The sequence below is a fragment of the Metabacillus rhizosphaerae genome, from assembly GCF_037201795.1.
Taxonomy (GTDB): Bacteria; Bacillota; Bacilli; order Bacillales; family Bacillaceae; genus Metabacillus; species Metabacillus rhizosphaerae.
Map to the genome: position 1 here is coordinate 1250786 of NZ_CP147403.1, position 20156 is coordinate 1270941.

The 20156-nt window shown below is 36.2% G+C and carries 23 protein-coding genes; 18 read left to right on the plus strand and 5 right to left on the minus strand.

The genetic code is table 11. The annotated features are described in order from the left end of the window. Positions 1-9 precede the first annotated feature (9 nt). A complete protein-coding gene (gene kdsB, locus WCV66_RS05935; protein WP_338788271.1) occupies positions 10-735 on the plus strand; it encodes a 3-deoxy-manno-octulosonate cytidylyltransferase in 726 nt (241 codons plus the stop codon). A gap of 26 nt (positions 736-761) precedes the next feature. Here the strand turns inward: kdsB and WCV66_RS05940 are convergent, their stop codons facing one another. Both WCV66_RS05940 and WCV66_RS05945 read right to left on the minus strand, forming a co-directional pair. After that, positions 762-1196 (minus strand): HIT family protein, encoded by a 435-nt coding sequence (locus WCV66_RS05940; protein ID WP_338788272.1) that lies wholly within the window; start codon positions 1194-1196, stop codon positions 762-764. Positions 1197-1210: 14 nt separating this feature from the next. Beyond that, positions 1211-2005, minus strand: coding sequence for a glycosyltransferase family A protein (locus WCV66_RS05945; RefSeq protein ID WP_338788273.1), 795 nt, complete (start codon positions 2003-2005; stop codon positions 1211-1213). Between the two features lie 152 nt (positions 2006-2157). On the opposite strand from WCV66_RS05945, the gene WCV66_RS05950 reads away from it, so the two are divergent. The 3 genes from WCV66_RS05950 to WCV66_RS05960 are packed head-to-tail and all read left to right on the plus strand — an operon-like array spanning position 2158 to position 5550. Next, positions 2158-3465 carry a UDP-glucose dehydrogenase family protein gene (locus WCV66_RS05950; protein ID WP_066333184.1) on the plus strand — a complete coding sequence of 436 codons (1308 nt, stop codon included), beginning with the start codon at positions 2158-2160 and terminating at the stop codon, positions 3463-3465. A 22-nt stretch (positions 3466-3487) separates the two neighbouring features. After that, entirely contained in the window at positions 3488-4399 is a 912-nt protein-coding gene (locus tag WCV66_RS05955; protein WP_338788274.1) for an NAD-dependent epimerase/dehydratase family protein, read from the plus strand. 11 nt (positions 4400-4410) lie between these two features. Next, positions 4411-5550, plus strand: a complete 1140-nt coding sequence (locus WCV66_RS05960; RefSeq protein ID WP_338788275.1) for a glycosyltransferase family 2 protein — start codon at positions 4411-4413, stop codon at positions 5548-5550. A gap of 74 nt (positions 5551-5624) precedes the next feature. On the opposite strand, the gene WCV66_RS05965 is transcribed toward WCV66_RS05960, so the two are convergent. The 3 genes from WCV66_RS05965 to WCV66_RS05975 form a co-directional block, all read right to left on the minus strand. Beyond that, positions 5625-6710 (minus strand): MraY family glycosyltransferase, encoded by a 1086-nt coding sequence (locus WCV66_RS05965; protein ID WP_338788277.1) that lies wholly within the window; start codon positions 6708-6710, stop codon positions 5625-5627. Positions 6711-6945: 235 nt separating this feature from the next. Then, on the minus strand, positions 6946-7980 hold the full coding sequence (locus WCV66_RS05970) for an LCP family protein (protein ID WP_066333200.1): 1035 nt from the start codon (positions 7978-7980) through the stop codon (positions 6946-6948). Between the two features lie 18 nt (positions 7981-7998). Then, positions 7999-8637, minus strand: coding sequence for a YigZ family protein (locus tag WCV66_RS05975; protein WP_066333203.1), 639 nt, complete (start codon positions 8635-8637; stop codon positions 7999-8001). A gap of 177 nt (positions 8638-8814) precedes the next feature. On the opposite strand from WCV66_RS05975, the gene WCV66_RS05980 reads away from it, so the two are divergent. The 14 genes from WCV66_RS05980 to csrA all read left to right on the plus strand — a co-directional run bounded on the left by WCV66_RS05980 (position 8815) and on the right by csrA (position 20152). Next, a complete protein-coding gene (locus tag WCV66_RS05980) occupies positions 8815-9978 on the plus strand; it encodes a sensor histidine kinase (protein WP_066333205.1) in 1164 nt (387 codons plus the stop codon). Positions 9979-10066: 88 nt separating this feature from the next. Further along, a complete protein-coding gene (locus WCV66_RS05985) occupies positions 10067-10753 on the plus strand; it encodes a response regulator transcription factor (protein WP_338788278.1) in 687 nt (228 codons plus the stop codon). 527 nt (positions 10754-11280) lie between these two features. After that, entirely contained in the window at positions 11281-12123 is an 843-nt protein-coding gene (locus WCV66_RS05990) for a DegV family protein (protein WP_338788279.1), read from the plus strand. Between the two features lie 359 nt (positions 12124-12482). Then, positions 12483-13973 carry a DEAD/DEAH box helicase gene (locus WCV66_RS05995; RefSeq protein WP_338788280.1) on the plus strand — a complete coding sequence of 497 codons (1491 nt, stop codon included), beginning with the start codon at positions 12483-12485 and terminating at the stop codon, positions 13971-13973. A 70-nt stretch (positions 13974-14043) separates the two neighbouring features. Beyond that, entirely contained in the window at positions 14044-14328 is a 285-nt protein-coding gene (locus WCV66_RS06000; protein ID WP_338788281.1) for a late competence development ComFB family protein, read from the plus strand. A gap of 199 nt (positions 14329-14527) precedes the next feature. After that, positions 14528-15019 (plus strand): ComF family protein, encoded by a 492-nt coding sequence (locus tag WCV66_RS06005; RefSeq protein WP_338788283.1) that lies wholly within the window; start codon positions 14528-14530, stop codon positions 15017-15019. A 58-nt stretch (positions 15020-15077) separates the two neighbouring features. After that, complete coding sequence (locus WCV66_RS06010; protein WP_338788285.1) at positions 15078-15500, plus strand: TIGR03826 family flagellar region protein; 423 nt, start codon at positions 15078-15080, stop codon at positions 15498-15500. Between the two features lie 67 nt (positions 15501-15567). After that, positions 15568-15831, plus strand: coding sequence for a flagellar biosynthesis anti-sigma factor FlgM (gene flgM, locus WCV66_RS06015; protein WP_066333226.1), 264 nt, complete (start codon positions 15568-15570; stop codon positions 15829-15831). 36 nt (positions 15832-15867) lie between these two features. Further along, positions 15868-16353, plus strand: a complete 486-nt coding sequence (locus tag WCV66_RS06020) for a flagellar protein FlgN (protein WP_066333228.1) — start codon at positions 15868-15870, stop codon at positions 16351-16353. A 19-nt stretch (positions 16354-16372) separates the two neighbouring features. Continuing rightward, positions 16373-17932, plus strand: coding sequence for a flagellar hook-associated protein FlgK (flgK, locus tag WCV66_RS06025; RefSeq protein WP_338788286.1), 1560 nt, complete (start codon positions 16373-16375; stop codon positions 17930-17932). Positions 17933-17943: 11 nt separating this feature from the next. After that, the gene (gene flgL / locus WCV66_RS06030; RefSeq protein ID WP_338788287.1) at positions 17944-18822 is read left to right on the plus strand and encodes a flagellar hook-associated protein FlgL; all 879 of its coding nucleotides are present in this window, start codon (positions 17944-17946) and stop codon (positions 18820-18822) included. A 73-nt stretch (positions 18823-18895) separates the two neighbouring features. After that, positions 18896-19465 carry a DUF6470 family protein gene (locus WCV66_RS06035; protein ID WP_338788288.1) on the plus strand — a complete coding sequence of 190 codons (570 nt, stop codon included), beginning with the start codon at positions 18896-18898 and terminating at the stop codon, positions 19463-19465. A gap of 4 nt (positions 19466-19469) precedes the next feature. Beyond that, complete coding sequence (gene fliW, locus WCV66_RS06040) at positions 19470-19907, plus strand: flagellar assembly protein FliW (RefSeq protein WP_338788289.1); 438 nt, start codon at positions 19470-19472, stop codon at positions 19905-19907. A gap of 11 nt (positions 19908-19918) precedes the next feature. Further along, entirely contained in the window at positions 19919-20152 is a 234-nt protein-coding gene (gene csrA / locus WCV66_RS06045; protein WP_066333240.1) for a carbon storage regulator CsrA, read from the plus strand. Positions 20153-20156: the final 4 nt, after the last annotated feature.

The following is a 20156-nucleotide window of genomic DNA, read 5'->3' on the forward strand; positions in this document are numbered from 1 at the left end:
ATAACATTTATGAAAGTTACAGTTATTGTTCCAGCTCGATATGGGTCAACTAGATTTCCAGGAAAACCACTTGCCAATATTCTTAATAAGCCAATGATTCAGCATGTGTATGAAAATGTTTCTGCTTCAACGTTTGTGGATGAAGTAATCGTTGCAACAGATGATGAAAGGATCAAAAACGTTGTAGAAGGTTTTAACGGTAATTGTTTCTTAACATCTAAAGAACATGCCACAGGGACAGATCGAATCGCTGAAGTTGCACGCGATCTTTCAACTGATATAGTAGTTAACGTTCAAGGTGATGAACCACTTATTTCAGCAGATCTCATTGAAACTTTAGTACAACCATTTCTAAAAGACGATACATTACAGATGGCAACTTTAAAAACAAAAATTAATAATCCTGAAGATGTAGCGAATCCAAATGTGGTTAAAGTGATTACAAATAAAGATAATCACTCGATCTATTTTTCACGTTCAACGATTCCATATAACCGAGAGAATATAGAAGTAGACTATTATAAGCATATCGGTGTTTATGCATATCGAAAGTCATTCCTGTTTGACTATATTAACTTACCAGAATCAATACTTGAAAAGGCTGAATCATTAGAGCAGCTAAGAGCAATTGAAAATGGTCATTCTATTTATGTATCAGAAGTTTCAAATGAGTTAATTGGAGTAGATGTACCAGAAGATATTGACAAAGTAGAGGAGTATTTAAAAGCACGATAATTTGATTATCGTGCTTTTAAAAATGTTTATCCAGCTAAGAATTGTTTTGCCTTTAGAATAAATTTCTCAAATTGCTCTTCTTGAATCAATTCATCATTTTCGTTTGATAATTGTTGTGTAGCTTTTTCAATTAATGAAATTCCTTTCATGCTATTATCTTTATGTCGTGGGATAATATGAAAATGAATGTGGCGCACCATTTCACTAATTGTAACTGAATACACTCTTTCGGCTAGCTGTTCGTTTCTTAAGAAAAGGTCGATCTTTTTGACAGTACTTTGAACATCACTTAATACTTCTAAAGGGATGTCTGACCAGTCTTCAAAATGTTCTACTGGTTCAATATATACATAACCAAGAAGATTGGCATCAAGTGGTGCATGTGAAACCACTATGAACTGATTACGGTAAATTTCTGAAGGATTGTGCTGCTTATTTTTTTCACATATAGGACATTGCATAATTTAGATTCTCCTTATTTTTTGTAATTTAGCATCTCTTTTACTGTAGATAAAAAGGTTTTCGAAGGCTCTTGAATATGTTTTGCCTTTTTTAAAAAGAATAGAATGAGTAATATTGATGCTATCGGTGTGTTTGTTAATCGTTTAAATAATGGCCCTTTACTAATCATTTGTGCTGTTGTTAAGCGGGATGTTTGTTCAGGCTTTTTATGATAGACAATGATTTGTGGAAAATAGCTTATTTTAAGCTTTTTGTTCATTAAATCACTTAAAAATATATTTTCTTCACCAGATGGATACTTTGTACCAAGGCCAAAATTTTCATCAAATGTTAGCTCAGTTGAAGTAACATTTTTTAATCTTACAAATAATTCAATAGAAGACTTCCTAAGGATATCCTTCTTCGAAATCTGACTTTTTGCTTTTTGTTCATAACTTTTATAATGAACCTTCTGCAATGGATCAAAAATTTGAAAGCAGGCTACATCTAGGGAGTCATCCTTTTCAAAAGCATTGATCACGTTTTGAAGTGAATCCTCAGGATACCAGCAATCATCATCTGAAAAGGTGACGATCGATCCAGCTATAGCTTTTAAGCTTTCATTTCTTGAATAGGAGAGTCCCTTTTTATTTAGTTTAATTTGCTTTATTTTCATATCGTATTGTGGTAAAAATTGAATACAATCATGATTTAATTGAGTGACTAATAGGACTTCGAAGTTTTGATAGGTTTGAGAACTAAGGCTATCAAAAAGTCTTCTAAGTTCATCAGGGCGATCGCCAAGAGTTGGTATAATTATGCTTATCATCTAATGCTCCCTTTTCATATTTAAATAAAACTTAACATATATTATCTTATTTTTGGTTTATATTTATGATATAAAACTTTATTGAACATAATCAATAAAGAAATAGTAAAATTCTTATTTACAACACAAAGATATAAGGAGTAAATAAATTGATGAATATTTGTGTAGTAGGAACAGGATATGTAGGTTTAGTATCAGGTGTTTGTTTTAGTGAGTTAGGTAATCATGTTACATGTGTAGATGTAGATGAGCAAAAAATAGCAAAATTAACAGAAGGTAAATCTCCAATCTATGAGCCAGGTATTGAGGACCTCATTCAAAAAAACCTTCATAAAAATCGTTTGCTTTTTACAACAGATTTAAAGCAAGCAATGGAATCTGCACAAATCGTTATTATTGCGGTAGGGACACCTAGAAAACAAAATGGTGAAGCAGATCTTACATATATTGAAAAAGTAGCGGAATCCATCGGGCAGCATTTAAAAAGCTATAAGGTGATTATAACAAAAAGTACAGTGCCAGTTGGAACTGGAAAAATCGTTAAAGAGATTATAAGACGTCATGCAGGAGAAGTGGAATTTGATGTAGCATCAAACCCGGAGTTTTTAAGAGAGGGTTCGGCAATTTATGATACATTAAACATGGAAAGAGCAGTTATAGGTGTTGAAAGTGAAAAAGCAGCGGAGCTTCTTATTGGATTACATAAACCTTTGACATCGAATATAGTTCTTACCAATATTGAAACAGCAGAAATGATCAAATATGCCTCAAATGCATTTTTAGCTACTAAAATTAGTTTTATAAATGAAATTGCGAATGTTTGCGAGTTATTAGGGGCAGATGTAACAAAAGTTGCTGAAGGTATGGGGTATGATAAACGGATTGGACATGCCTTTTTGCAAGCAGGTATTGGGTATGGAGGATCTTGTTTTCCAAAGGATACGAGTGCACTAGTTGCGATAGCTGAAAAGGCAGGTTATGATTTTAGAATTGTTAAGGATGTTGAGCAGGTAAATAAAGAGCAACGCTCCAAGGTAATTGATAAATTAAAAGTTGCATTAAAAAATGAACTATACGGAAAAAGGATTGCTGTACTTGGCTTGGCATTTAAACCAAATACAGATGATATGCGGGATGCTCCATCTGTGGATGTAATCCCAATTCTACAAAACGAAGGAGCAGAGGTTGTTGCATACGACCCTGTGGCAAATGAAAATGCCCAAAAAGTTATTCCTAATTTAGAAATCGCAGATACTATGCAAGAAGCAATTATTAACAGTGATGCAATCATGATCTTAACAGATTGGAAGGAATTTAAAGAGATAGATTTGACTGAAGTTTCAAAGTTAGTCAAACAAAAAATCATCATTGATGGTCGTAATATTTTTTCAAATGAACATATGGAACAAATGGGATTTTATTACGCTTCAATCGGTCGAAAAACAGTCTCTTTCAATTAATAGGATGTAGAGGAGTTTTAAAATGAAAGTTTTACTAACTGGCGGAGCTGGCTTTATAGGATCTAATCTAGCTGAAGAATATATAAAAGCTGGTTATGACGTTGTCGTAGTTGATAACTTAATAACTGGGAAACAGGAACATATTCATTCAATGGTAAAATTCTATGAGGTAGATATATGTTCTCAGGAATTCTATGATATTGCTATCAAAGAAAAGCCTGATCTGATTAATCATCATGCTGCAAATATAGATGTGCAATCTTCTATTAAAAACCCTGGATTAGATGCGAAGATAAATATTATCGGAACGATAAATGTATTGGAAGTATGCAAGGAATTAGGTGTACCACTGATTTACCCATCATCTGCAGCTGTTTATGGGACACCTAATTATTTAGGAATTGATGAAAAACATGAAATTACACCAATATCTAATTACGGAATATCCAAATATACGCCTGAACAATATATCAGACTCTATCATAATCTCTACAGTGTCCCTTATACGATTTTCCGTTATGCAAATGTGTATGGAATGAGACAAGATCCAAAAGGTGAAGGTGGAGTAATATCTGTATTAATGAAGTCAGCAATTGAAGGGAATTCCTTTAATTTATATGGTGATGGTAAACAAACAAGGGATTTTATCCATGTTTTTGATGTAGTAAGTGCAAATCTGTTAGCAAGTGCAAAGCCTCTAAACGATGTTTTTAACATTAGCACTGGAAAACAAACTGATTTACTTCAGCTTATTAACCTCGTAAAGGAAACGATTCACACTCAGTTTCCCGTGAATTTTATGGCAGATCGCAAAGGGGATATAAAACATAGTTTTCTTCTAAATGATAAGTTTAAGAAGCATGTTGATTGGAAGCCATCAGTCGAACTTTTAGAAGGAATTAACATGACATATCAGTACTATTTATCTCAGTAAGGAAGTGCATTATGGTATTAATACAAGTGTTATTATGGTTTTTTATCTTTCTAATTATTTATATTTATTTTGGTTATCCTACTTTATTATGGATGGTTTCAAAAATAAAACAAGCAAAAACAATTACTGATGACGAATATCAACCGAAGGTAACGATGTTTATTGCGGCATATAATGAAGAAAAGGTCATAAAGAATAAGCTCCTTAACACAATTGATTTATCGTATCCAAAGGACAAATTACAAGTTATTGTCGTATCAGATGATTCATCAGATCGTACAAATGAATTTGTTAATGAAATTGCTGAGGATTATCCTTTTATAAAATTAAATATTGTATATGGGCGTAAAGGGAAGACCGAAGCATTAAATAAAAGTGTCCATTTAGCTAATGGTGATATTCTCGTGTTTTCAGATGCAAATTCCATGTATAAGGAAGATGCAATCCATCATATGGTCAAATACTATGTTGATGAGTCTATTGGTGGTGTTTGTGGGGAATTAAAATTGATTAATCCAACGAATTCTGCTATTGGTGAATCGGAAGGCGTGTATTGGAAATACGAAAGATTGTTAAAAACATTAGAAAGTCGAACGGGTACAAGTGTTGTGGGAAATGGATCAATCTATAGTATTCGGAAGTCATTATTCAAACCTATGAATCCGAATGTTGGTGATGATATGCAAAATCCGCTCATCATTATTGGACAAGGTAAACGATATATTTATGACCGAGATGCGGTAACGGTTGAAGAAACATCACCTAGTAATGTAGAGGAATTTGGACGCAAAGTGAGGATTGTGACTAGAAGTTTCACTGGAGTTCTTTCTTACAAACGATTGTTTAACCCATTTACACGGTTTGAACTATTTTTTAAATATTTATCACATAAATTATTACGATATCTAGTTCCATACTATATGATCATTGTTTTTATCCTAAATATCACTCTGATCACTCAGCCTTTTTATATGGTATTGTTTGGGCTTCAAGTGTTGTTTTATTTATTAGCTTATGTAGGGAAATTTATAAAAAGTTTTGTCACTTACATACCATACTATTTCTGTATCGTTAACCTAGCAGCTCTAATAGGAACTTATCGGGCTTTAACAGGAAAACGACAAGCAGTTTGGAAACCTACTTCTAGATAATGTTGGACTAGGCCATAGTGTAACAAAATAAAAAGTGAAGAGAAACCATCGCTTCTCTTCACTTTATGTGTGTATTAATTATTTTTATTTTTAAGAGGCTCTCTTTTATTTATTAATTTAGCTAAAGCAGTGAGCAATGGCTTGTGGTTTCCGATTAATCCAATTAATTCTGCTAGAAGCTGGAACAATACCAACAATGCTACCATGAATAATAAGGATAACCAAAGTGTCGTTCTCGTAAAGAGGATAGCCGATAATCCAAAGGATACACCAATTGCATAAATGATCATAACTGTTGCCCGATGACTAAAGCCCATTGCTAATAATCTGTGATGAAGGTGAGCCTTATCTGGTGATGAGATACTTTGCTTATTAAGCAATCTTCTCACAATGGCAAATATTGTATCGAAAATTGGAACTGCTAGAGCAATAATTGGTAAACCTAAACTAAAGATTGTCACACTTTTATATAAGCCTAATATTGAGATAACGGCAATGCAATATCCAAGAAATAATGCGCCTGTATCACCGAGAAAAATTTTAGCAGGGTGGAAGTTATACGGTAAAAAACCTAAAATGCTACCAATTAGGATTACAGTTATAGATATAACGAACATTTGCCCATTCAAGATCGAAAGAACAAGTATCGATGATAGCGCAATAGCTGATATTCCTGCAGATAATCCATCAAGACCGTCGATTAAGTTGATGGCATTTGTTATTGCAATTATCCATATTACAGCAATAATATAGCTAAATACCCCAAGTTCAATTTTTTCACCTATAAAGGGGATTATGAAAAAGTCAATCTTAACCCCAGCTGAAACGACGATAATGGCCGCAATTAATTGGCCCAAAACCTTCCATTTGGGTGTTAAATTATATTTATCATCTATCATACCGATAACTAGTATAATAAAGCCTCCAAGCATAACTGGTACTAGATAATTATAAAAAGGCTTTAGATATAGGATACCAGCAGTTGCCCCGAGGACAATGGATAGTCCACCAATCAGAGGTTTAGGTGCTTTATGAACTTTACGATAATTAGGTATATCGACAAAACCGAATCTTTTTGCAAATTTAATAACAAATGGAGTTGATACTAAAGAAACTGTGAATGCAAGTATAAACCCAAATAGTTGGTATATTGTTATCATTGTGTTCACCTCTTTTAAGGTGTAGTTTATTAAATCATCTCATGAGAAGGATAAATGATTTTAATTAATTATGCAATCTTTTTTCTGAAATGTAATCGTTTATTAATAGTAGCATCTTTTATTAGACGTGATTAAGGTAAAAAAGGTTTCAGTATTATTGTTCATCTATTTAATAAGAAATAAACCCTTTTATATGAAAAAAACTGAGGAGAAGAACCCCACAGTTATTTTCACTTTATTCTTCAATAGTACTATCCGCAGAAGTAGTATCAGTACTACCAGATGAGCTACTATTACTATGATTCAAATGAGTTTGTAATTCTGTTGTTAATTCAGCGAGCTTTTCTTCATCTGGGATATAATAATATGTCCCATTTATATACTCATCAGAACCTTCGACTGATAATTGCTCAATAGAAGATGCATTAAAGTTTTTAAATTGACTTTGTAATCCCAGACCTTCACTTACTTTCATATTTGTTTCAACGTTATTCCCAATATGTTTAGCAATATCATCAAATTTTAACAAATTTTTCGGTGACAGCATAGAATTAACAGCAGCAGTGATGATTTGTTTTTGACGATCATTTCGGCCAAAGTCACCTCGAGGATCACGCTTTCTCATCCTTGCATAGGCCAATGCTTCTTCTCCATCTAATTTCATTGTTCCTTCATAAAACTCGATTCTTCTTTTATTCTCCGGATCATCGCTGTTTTCCCAAAAATCGAAAGGGACATCAACCGTAACTCCACCAATTTCATCAACAATTTCTTTAAAACCATTAAAGTTTACTGTTGCATAATAATCTACTGGAATGTCTAATAAGGTTTCAACTGCATTAATTGTTGCTTCTTTACCACCAAAAACATAGGCATGATTAATTTTGTCTTCCTTTTCTCGTTCCTCCTGGTATACCATCGTGTCCCTAGGAATACTAATCAGTTTAACTGATTGATCCTTTGGGTTAATTGTTGCAACAATAATTGAATCTGTTCGGCCTTGTTCACCACCAGAGGAGTAATCCTCAATGCCTAAAAGTAATACTGAAAAAGGATCTTCAGAAATTTCTACTGCTTCAGTTCGAAGCTTAGATTTTTCTCCTCTTTCCAATTCTGAATATGACTCACTTGCCGCTTGATAGGTTTCAAATAAAACATAACCGATATAACAACTGATAACTAAAAATAAAAGAATTGTAAAAAAAAGAATTCTCCTAAGGATAGGACGTTTTCTTTTTTTTCTAACCTTCCTCATTTGTTTTCTATCCATAAATTTCTCCTCTTACAGTTAATTTTGAACTATTTGTTCAAGATAAGTGACTTCGCCTTCTGAAATATAACCTTTCCCATTCGTAAGCTCCGTCATCCAGTCTATAAAGGTACCCTTATTATCTTCTTCTACATATGCTTCCACTTCAACATCATTTAAATAATGAATTTCTTTCAATAAAAATGTGGAAGAACGTAATTCATTTTCCACTTTTCCCAACCATGTATAATCAATTTTTGTATGCATCACACGCATTAGCTTTCGTTCGACAATTCCTATCGCGCCTAACCCTTCAGAAACAGACTTTCCGTAAGCGCGTATCAATCCGCCGGTTCCAAGCTTAATACCGCCGAAGTAACGGGTAACAACGACTACCGTGTCTTTTAATTGTTTCTTTTTTAACACCTCTAGCATGGGAACTCCGGCAGTTCCACTAGGTTCACCATCATCATTTGCTTTTTGGATATGATCATTTTCCCCAATGATATATGCAGAGCAATTGTGATTGGCGTCATAGTGTTTCTTTTTTATTTGTTGAATAAAGCTCTGAGCGTCTTGTTCATTGGTTACTCGCTCTATATAACAAATAAAACGTGATTTTTGGATAATTATTTCATGCTCTCCATAGCCTTTTACGGTATAATAATGTGAAAGCATGCTTGTACACCTCCTGACAAGCAAGCAAAATTAGAATAGCATATTCTTTTATTATAAAACGACATTTTTTTTACTTCAATCGTTAATAATGTGACAAACTAAAAAGAGTTACGTTGAAATTTGTAAAATGGTGTTGTTAGTCAGGTTTAGCTTACATAAAATAGCGGAGGGAAAATCGTGAACTCCAATAAGATAGATAGCAAATTACTCGATGAAGTTTTAGATAAAATGATCCATACGGTGGATGGAAGCAAGGGTGAGATTTTTCAAATTGGTGAGCAGTCTCGTCAGCAATATGAAGAGTTAGTAGTGGAACTAAAGGATATAAAAGTCCAAGTGAGTAAAGTGATTGAAGAAGGAGATAAGCTTGAAGTCCATGCGCGATTTGCACGTAATCGACTTTCGCAAGTGAGTAAACATTTTAAGGAGTTTTCTGAGGATGAAATTCGGGAGGCTTATGAAAAGGCTCACAAGCTTCAAGTAGAGCTTACAATGATTCAGCAGCATGAAAAGCAGCTACGTGTTCGTCGTGATGATCTCGAGCGTCGTTTACTTGGGCTTCAGGAAATTATTGAACGTTCTCAGTCACTTGTTAGTCAAATTACAGTTGTTTTAAATTATTTAAATCGTGATATTCGTCAGGTCGGTTTACTATTAGAGGATGCCCAGCAAAAACAGGACTTTGGGTTACGGATTATCGAAGCCCAAGAGGAGGAGCGAAAGCGGGTATCAAGAGAGATACACGATGGCCCGGCGCAAATGCTTGCCAACGTTATGATGCGTTCTGAACTAATTGAACGGATTTATCGTGAACGTGGTGCTGAGGAAGGCTTTAAGGAAATTCGCAACTTGCGACAAAACGTTCGTAATGCTTTATATGAGGTTCGTCGGATTATCTATGACTTAAGACCAATGGCGTTAGATGACTTAGGACTTATTCCGACCCTCAGAAAATATATGAATACAATCGAAGAATATAATGGAAAAACGAAGATTTATTTTGAAAGTCTTGGCTGCCTTGAGGCTAAACGACTTACTTCTCGATTTGAGGTTGCCCTATTCCGGCTTGCTCAAGAGGCGGTTACAAATGCTTTAAAGCATGCGGAAGCTACAGAGATTTCTGTAAAGGTCGAAGCAGCCGAGAAGACCTTTACAATGGTCATTAAAGACAATGGTAAAGGGTTTAAATTAGAAGAATTCAAAGGGAATAAAGACAAGAAATCATTTGGACTTATTGGCATGAAGGAAAGAGTTGACTTGTTAGAAGGGAAAATGACGATTGATTCTAAGGTTGGTTTAGGGACTTTTATCATGATTCAAGTACCATATCAAGTTGGTTAACAAAGGTATTCAGATAAATACGGTCTAAAGGCTTATTGACGGTATAGATGGCTAATAGACTAGAATAAACTAGTGGGGAGGCGTAAGCATGAAGACGAAAATTGTAATTATTGATGATCATCAGTTATTTCGTGAAGGTGTAAAACGCATTTTAGATTTCGAACCAAGTTTTGAGGTTGTTGCAGAAGGTGATGACGGGGAAGAGGCTTTAGCAATTGTTGAGGCACACAAGCCTGATGTCGTGATCATGGATATCAACATGCCAAAAGTAAATGGTGTCGAAGCAACAAAACAATTAATTGAAGCGAACGCTGATACAAAGGTCATTATTTTATCAATACATGATGATGAGAACTATGTAACACACGCGTTAAAAACAGGTGCAAGAGGCTACTTATTAAAAGAGATGGATGCAGATACATTAATTGAAGCAGTAAAGGTTGTCGCAGATGGTGGCTCTTATTTACATCCAAAAGTAACCCATAATTTAGTCAATGAGTTTAGACGACTGGCAACATCAAGTGGACAAGCTCATCCAACTCAGCACTTACAACCGGAAATCCGTCGTCCATTACATATTCTTACTCGACGCGAGTGTGAAGTCTTACAAATGCTTGCAGACGGTAAAAGCAACCGTGGAATTGGTGAAGCATTATTTATTAGTGAAAAAACAGTTAAAAACCATGTAAGTAATATTTTGCAAAAAATGAGTGTAAATGATCGTACACAAGCTGTTGTTGTTGCGATTAAAAATGGTTGGGTTGAAGTAAAGTAAATGTAATTAACGGGTCAGGCTCTTTTTAGGGGTCTGGCTTTTTTTATTTGGTGATCTACCAATTTTATAAAAGTGAAAAGTAAGTCGGTATTTGTTGAATGGTTGATGTCATTTTGTTTTCGGTTGATAGAATTAGAATTCCGGACAATATATTAGGCAGTTTTCTCAAACTTTGTTGCTATTTACCAAGTAATGGGTGTGGTTGATTTCCGCTCCAGTTGCTCGCTTTCCGCGGGGCGGGCGGTGAGCCTCCTCGGCATAGACGCCTGCATGAGTCTCACCTGCCCCGCTGCGCCCGCAGGAGTCTCGCACTTCCGCTCCAATCAACTGAAATAGTTTTTGTTTTAAAAGAACAATCTCTTAGAAATGAGCAAAAACTCGACAATAAAACTTTTACAGACGACAATTAATCCGTTTTCCAATTCAGATTGCTTTTCCCTTCAATGTTAAAGGTAGTGTAATTACATACATGATCCGTTAAAATATAAGTAAACTATAAGTATTGTTACAAGGAAGGAATTAAAATTATGAAAACGGCTATTTTAACAGATAGTACCGCATATATCACAAAGGAAATCCGTGATAAGCATAAGATCCATATGATTCCATTAAGCGTCAATTTTGGGATGGAAACCTATCAGGAAGAGGTCGAAATTACAGCAGAGCAATTTTTCGCTGAAATTAGAGAGAAGCAGGAGCTTCCTACAACATCACAGCCTCCAGTGGGGATGTTTGTGGAATTATTCGAAAAACTAGCTGAAGAATATGATGCAGTCATCTCAATCCACCTTTCAAGCGGAGTTAGTGGTACATACAGCGGAGCAGCAACCGCAGCTACTATGGTTGATAACATAAAGGTTTACCCATTTGATTCAGAAGTGAGCTGTATGGTACAAGGTTTTTATGTGCTTGAAGCAGCAGAAATGGCGCAAGCTGGAAAAGCTCCTGAGGAGATCTTAGCTCGCTTAGAAGAAATGAAGCAGTCAATGCGTGCCTATTTTATGGTTGACGATTTAACGAACTTGCAACGAGGGGGACGTTTAAGTGGAGCTCAGGCATTAATCGGTAGCTTACTACAAGTTAAACCGATTCTCCATTTTGAAGATAAAGTCATTGTTCCTTTTGAAAAGATTCGTACAAAGAAGAAAGCTTTAAACCGAATGTATGAGCTTTTTAACGAGGATGCTGAAAAAAACATACCAATCCGAGCAGTAGCAATTCATGCCAATCAACCAGATGTAGCAGAGAAACTGAAGCAGGAGCTTGAATCAAAGTATCCAAATGTTGAATGCTTGACTAGCTATTTTGGACCTGTGATTGGAACTCATCTAGGAGAGGGTGCGATTGGTCTAGGGTGGTATAGGAAATAAGTATTGTTTTAAATAGGATTTATAAAAAAATGCATAAGGGAAAAGTACAGAAGTTCTAGTACTTTTTTCCTCTATTTTAGTAAATTATGGACAGGCTGGTAAATATCATTCATAATACTCATGTACTATGCAGAGGAAGGTTTGATTTCTATGAGTTTTACCTCCAGTCAAGATATAAAAAACAAAAGTGAAGACAAGAAAAGAACTTATCGCCATTGGACAACCTTAGAAGACCGCAAACTCTTAGAATTACGCAATAGCGGCATGAAATTTAGACATATCGCTACCCAATTATCTCGTACTGCGATTAGTGTAGAAAAACGATATCGGAAAATTTTAAGAGGTGAATGAGGTGACAAATGAGATTTACTGTTCAAAATAATAGTCTTACTCCAGTACTTTCCCACCAAGAAGGATTGCCGATTTCTAAGTGCACATCCATTCCACAAAACCCAATTAATGAAGAATTTAATTTCTCTCCAGAGCTACAGCAATACCTAGCAGGTAAGGAATTGCTTCATTCGGAAATTCACTTCACAGTTGAACAACTTCACACTCATTTTCAGCATGGCTTTATTACATTAACTCATGGTATTTTTCGTGAAAAGGATCACTTAACCTGCAATCGTTGTGGCAACAATAATCCTTCACTATTTGCGCTCTTTTCCTGTGCCCGTTGTGGAGAACAGCAATGTCATTATTGCAGAAAATGCATAATGATGGGGCGAGTAAGCGAATGCACTCCCTTATATAGTTGGGTGGGCACTCCACCAGTAGAAAGATCATCCGCATCTCTAGATTGGAACGGAGTCCTGTCGAAGGGACAGGCTCATGCATCGGAGCAGGTAGTAAATGCCATCAAGCATGATCAAGAGCTTCTCGTATGGGCTGTCTGTGGTGCTGGAAAAACAGAGGTATTATTTAAAGGGATTGAATATGCATTATCTATTGGAAAGAAAATCTGCATTGCCACTCCACGCACAGATGTTGTCCTAGAATTAACCCCACGACTTAAAAACGTATTCCCAACCACCGCCGTCGCTGCACTATACGGAGGAAGTGAAGAAAACCACAAGCCCGCATCACTCTATCTTTCAACAACACATCAATTATTACGATTCAAAGAAGCATTTGATACGGTCATTGTAGATGAGGTGGACGCGTTTCCTTACTCTGCTGATAGTTCCCTACAATATGCGGTAGAAAAATCCCGCAAAGCCACTAGTTCTCTCATTTATCTAACAGCTACTCCCTCTAAGCAATGGAAAAAAGATGTGGAACAAAAGAAACGAAGAACTGTGAAAATACCAGCTAGATATCACGGACATCCATTACCCGTTCCACAATTTTCTTGGTGTGGAAATTGGAAGAAGCAATTAAAGAATGGAAGATTACCAAACGTTATTATCAAGTGGATGACCAAACAGCTGCAACGTAACAAGCAGGCGTTTTTATTTGTGCCATCTGTTAAAATCATCGACCAAGTTGTACAGCTGTGCAGGCATTATGATGAGCGAATTGTCGGAGTATCTGCAGAAGACCCAGAGAGAAAGGAAAAGGTAAGGAGCTTTCGTAACGGAGAGGTGCCAATCATAGTAACTTCTACGATATTAGAACGAGGCGTGACAATCGCAAACAGTGATGTAGCTGTGCTCGGCAGTGAGGATGATATTTTTACTGAAAGTGCACTAGTGCAAATATCTGGCCGAGTTGGAAGAAGTGCATCATATCCAACTGGCGACATCATTCTGTTTCACTTTGGTAAAACACAAGCGATGCTGGATGCCAAAAGCCATATCCTACAAATGAATAAGGAAGCAGTAAGGAGTGAAAATTTTACCAATAATTAGTATATACCTTTCGCATAAATCCTTTCTATGTCATAATCAAAGTAATATTGACAGCAAGGAGATCGTAAGCATGATCATTAACGCCATGGAACGGATTATGAAGGATTTATTAGACGAATATAAAACTCGACTACAGCTAAATTGCACCTGCAATGAGTGCTTAGACGACATCCTAGCCCTCACATTAAATAAAACCCACCCTCGTTATGTGACGAAGGCAGAGAAAGTCATGTATATTAAGGCCGAATTTATTGATAAACAAAAAATGACTTCTCTTCTAGTAAAACTAGCTGAATGTGCAAAGATTGTTTCTGATAATCCGACATGCCAAAATCAACAAAAGGAGAAGATCTAAGATTATATGTCTTATCTGTAATGAAGAGATTGCTACCAAGGCTTCATGGACAAGCTTGCTGTTGCTACCTGAAAATACAGCATGTGATGAGTGCTATCAAGCGTTAAAAAAGATTACAGGGGCAACCTGTCCTAGCTGTAGTCGGCCACAGGTAAAAGAAACGCGGTGTAGTGACTGCCAAAGGTGGGAGGATGATCCTATGTGGAAAAACATCCTCCACAAAAACATCTCAGTATTTGAATATAATGACGCAGTAAAGGAAGTTCTTGCAACCTTTAAATTCCGTGGTGATGCTGGTTTGGTTAACGTATTTCAAAACGACTTTCTTGGCGTTTATAAAAACCAAATTTCCTCTCAAAATATTGACTATGCAATCCCGATCCCCTTAAGCAAAGTACGCTTGTATGAACGTGGTTTTAATCAAGCAAAACTGCTCGCTGATTTCCTCCCTATTCCCCAACTAGACGTTCTCCAACGAACCAACCATGAAAAACAATCAAAAAAATCACGTCTCGAACGATTAACAGCCTCAAATGTGTTTTCTGTGACAGAATCAAGTAAAATAGATAATAGAAGTTTTTTATTAATAGATGATATTTATACAACAGGGAGCACACTTAGGCATGCTGCAAAGCTACTTATTCAACACGGAGCTACAAGTGTTTCCTCTTTAACATTAATTAGAAGCTAAAAAAATTAATATACCTGCCGATATAAGTAATAGATCATATTCGGATAGGAGAATGACAATGGGAGAACTATCAAACTGCCCAAAATGTAATGCCTTATTTGTAAAAACACAGTTTCGTTCAGTATGTGATGCCTGTTTCAAAATAGAAGAAAAAGCATATGAAACAGTCTACCAATTTTTACGCAAGCGTGAAAATCGCAAAGCAATGCTTCATGAAGTCGTTGAAGCGACGGGTGTTGAGGAAGAATTGGTGTTAAAATTTATACGTAATGGCAGAATTCAGCTTTCTAATTTTCCTAATCTCGGATACCCATGTGCAAAATGTGGAAAAACGATTAAAGAAGATAAGATTTGTGAAAGCTGTAAACAGGATATTCACAAGCAACTGGATCAAATGGAGCAGGTAGAAAAGATTAGTGAGCGGAACCAACTAAAAACGTCTAGTTACACTTACTACTCCCAAAGTACTAAAAAAAGGTGAATCACTAAAACTTGGTTAAAACAATCCGATAAATAATATATATAACGCACGAAAGCGAGGGATCCTCTTGAAAATAAATAATCTTGGTTCTATGGGTGTAAATCCATATAAACGCAGTTTAGAAAAAAGTGCTACAGCAGCACAAAAACCTCAAACAAAGGAAGATAAAGTAGAGATTTCCTCAAAAGCAATCGATCTCCAACAATCAAACGAGGTAACAAAAGCAAGACAAGAAAAGGTTCAAGCGATAAAAACACAACTAGAGAGCGGCACATATACAATTGATCCAAAGGCGATTGCAACGGGATTGGTTAACTTTTACAAAAAATAATTGACTTACAAGCTTTCAATACGGAGGGTTATATAAATGTCAGCTGAGAAATTGATTAAAAATCTAGAGAAACTTTTACAACTTCATCAAAATCTCCATAAAATAACCCTCCAGAAAACGGAAAGCTTGAAGAGTGAGAATATCGAAGAATTAAAGGAATTGCTGAAAAAAGAGCAAATGTTTGTTCAGGCAATTAAACAACTGGAAGCAGAAAGAGTCCAGGTTACTTCAGAATTTCTGGGTCATGCTGAAAATTTAACACTTTCAGCATGTATTGAAAAATCTTCAGGTCATGAAAAACAATCCCTGGAGAGAATCGCTAACGAATTCACCGAAGTGATGGAAAAGCTGACAGCAGCTAACCAGCTAAATAGAGATTTAACACAGCAGGCCTTACAATTTGTGTCCATTTCTTTAGATATGTTAATGCCTCAGGAAAGCCTTACGAACTACAATCGACCGGACGGAAATAAAACACAATCAGATATAAAGCGTCGATCTTTATTTGATTCACAAGCATAACGAAAGGAGGAAAAACTCAATGACATCTACTTTTTATGGATTAGAGATTGCAAAACGAGGAATGTTCACACAACAAAGTGCCCTAAGCACAACAGCACACAATATTGCGAATGCAAATACACCTGGTTATTCACGTCAGCGTGTTAACTTTGTTCAAACAACACCATATCCTACTGTTTCAAAAAATAGTCCTGTCATACCAGGACAAATGGGTACTGGTGTTGAGGCTGGAACGGTACAACGAGTTCGTGAGGATTTCTTAGATGTTCAATACCGAAGTGAAAATAACAAACTCGGTTACTGGAATTCTCGTGCAAACGCGTTAGAAAAGATGGAGGAAATCATGAATGAGCCATCTGATTCGGGCTTATCTATCACTCTTGATCGTTTCTGGCAATCCTTGCAAGACTTAGCGGTTAACCCAACAAATGCAGGCGCCCGCTCGGTCGTACGTGAACGCGGCATTGCTGTTGCAGAAACATTCAACTATCTTTCAACATCATTGAAATCCATTCAAGGTGATCTGAAAAATGAGCTGGATGTTACAGTAAAGGAAATAAATTCGCTAGCTTCACAAATTAATAACATCAATAAACAAATCTCTGAAATCGAACCGCACGGTTATTTACCAAATGACTTATATGATGAACGAGATCGTTTAATCGACCAACTTTCATCACTTGCTAATGTTAAAGTAACTTCAAATCCTTCTGGAGGTAATGCCCTTGCCATCGCAGAAGGTTCGCTAACAGTTGAAATCGTTGATGACAACGGAAACTCACTTGGTACACTAGTTGATGCAAAAAATAAAAAAGTAAATGAACTAACAGTGGGCTACAAAAAAGATAGCGGCTTAGTTGAAACCGTATCAATTGGTCAAAAAACACTAGGAGTTTTAGAGTTTAATAGTACTGGAAAAATTAGCAGTTTAATTGATTCATATGGCTATACGTATGAAAGTGGAACAAGTATCTTTGAAAAAGGACTATTTCCAGATATGCTTGGAAATATCGATACAATGGCATTTGAGTTTGCTACTAAATTTAATGAAGCACATAAAGAAGGCTGGAGTATTGAGGACTATAATTCCAAGACACATACTCCTGTAGATTTCTTCTCATTCGGTGAAGATGGATTAACTGGTTCCAAAGGAGCAGCAGAGCTTATCCAAATCTCACAAGATATTATTAACTCTACTGATCATATTGCTGCAGCACTGCCTAACTCAGATGGCGAAGTAGCAATTGGTGACAGCCAAAACGCATCAAAGCTTGCAGATGTAAAAAACAAAACATTTAGTATTGATGGAAACACGACTTCCTTTCAAAACTATTATGAAAGTATCATCGGTGGAATGGCAGTTGACGCACAAGAAGCTGAGCGCTTAACAGCAAACAGCGGAGTTCTGAAAGATGCAGTAGATGTTAGAAGACAATCAGTCAGTGCTGTATCACTTGATGAAGAAATGACAAACATGATTCAATTCCAGCATGCCTACAATGCATCTGCACGAATGATCACGATGCAGGACGAAATATTAGATCGCATCATCAACGGAATGGGATTATCAGGAAGGTAGGTAAGTAAAACATGCGTGTAACTCAAGGAATGCTTGCGACAAATTCGCTACGCCACTTAAGCCAAAGCTATTCAAATATGGGGAAATACCAAGATCAGCTTGCAACAGGCAAGAAGATCAACCGACCTTCTGATGATCCGGTTGTGGCGATTAAAGGGATGTATTATCGGACGAATTTGACTGAAGTGGAACAGTATAAGCGGAATTTATCGGAAGCATATCAATGGATGGAGAGCTCTGAATCTGGTATTGAGCATGCAACACAGGTAATTCAGCGTGTGCGTGAGCTAGTTGTAAAAGGTAACACCGGAACAAACAGTCCAGAGGATTTAAAAGCAATCGGTGTTGAAATTGGACAGTTAAAGGAAGATTTAGCAAATGTGGCAAACACACAAGTAGCTGGACGTTATATCTTTAACGGAACGAAAACAGATAGTGCACCTGTTACAATTGATGATAGTGGCATTTCTGTGGATATGAATACCGCTGCTTTTAATGTTGAAGTTTCAAATGGCGTAAAGCTGAAAGTGAATATAAACCCAACAAATGTGTTTGGTAGTGAGCTATTTAATACACTGCAATCAATTGAGGATGCGTTAAATAGTGGCAGCATAGAAAGCGGCGATGAATTTCTAAGCAAAATAGATGAACATTTCGATGTCATGTCTGCGGAGCGCTCTGAAATTGGAGCACGCTACAATCGTTTAGAAATGATTGATACAAGAATTCAAGATCAGGAAATCATCGCAAGCAGAATTCTATCTGAGAATGAAGATGCTGACATAGAAAGAGTCATAACTGATTTAACAATCCAAGAAAGCATTCACCGTGCATCGTTAGCGGTTAGTTCAAAGATTATTCAGCCGTCATTGATGGATTTCTTAAGATAAGTAACAATAAATAGGATTGAATGGGTCTGACACATTGGGATGAGTCAGACCTTTTTACTAGGGAGTGAAGGAAATGAATGTACCGCAAATTCGCTTGCAAAGTATATCCGCACAAATTAGTATTCATACTATTAAAGGACAGCAAACAATTGAACAACCAAAAGCAGACCTTTCAATTGAACAGCCGAAAGCGGAGTTATCAATTGAAACCACTCCGTCCAATCTAACAATTGATCAAACTGAAGCATGGGCAGACATGGATTTGAAGCATATTTCACGGCGAATTAGAGAGGCTGCAGAGCAGGGCCATCAAGATGTAATGGCAGGAATCGCCCGCAGAGCGGAAGAAGGAGAACAACTAAAGCGGATAGAGGACGGAGGAAATCCGCTTGCTGATATAGCGAAGAAACGAAGTCAAAAGCCAATTTATCCATTTAATGTGGGGTTTATTCCTTCGGCTGGTAGTGTGAAAATACAGTATGAGCCTGCGAAGGTGAACATCGAGGTTACTCCAAATAAACCTAATATAGAAGTCTCGCAAAATAAACCAATCATTGACTATCAACCAGGAACGGTTGAAGTGAATCTAGATAGAAGAAACGAACTCCATATTGATTTTGAACCTGTAAATAAAGGAGAATAAATGAATGAAACTAACAACAAAGTATCATGGGGTTATTGAGATAGGGGAAAAGGACATTCTTCGATTCCAAAATGGATTGCCAGGCTTTCTAGATGAGAAATTATTTGTATTACTTCCTTTAGAGGTAGATTCACCGTTTTGGATTTTACAATCAACGGAGACAGCAGAATTAGGCTTTGTTACTGTTAATCCTTTTGATTATTTTGAAACGTATGAGTTTGAAATTACCAAAAACGATAAACAATTACTTGATTTAACATCTAAAAATGATGTAACAGTGTGGACAATATTGAACGTCAAGGATCCATTCGAAGACTCAACTGCAAATTTACAGGCACCGATCGTTCTTAACACAAGGAATAATCAAGCGAAACAAATTATCTTAACAGATACTCAATATATAACTAAGCAAAAATTAATTCCCGAAAAAGTAGTGAAATAGGAGGTGGGTGGATGCTAGTACTAACAAGAAAACTAAATGAATCAATTCAAATTGGAGATAATATTGAAATAACCGTTCTTTCTGTTCAAGGTGACCAAATAAAGTTAGGAATTAAAGCTCCAAAGGACATTGAGGTCCATCGAAAAGAAATCTATATGTCCATCCAGGAATCAAATAATGAAGCGGCTTCCATACTCCCAAACATCCTCGAACTATTAAAAACACAGCCAAAAAACCTTAAGTAAAAAA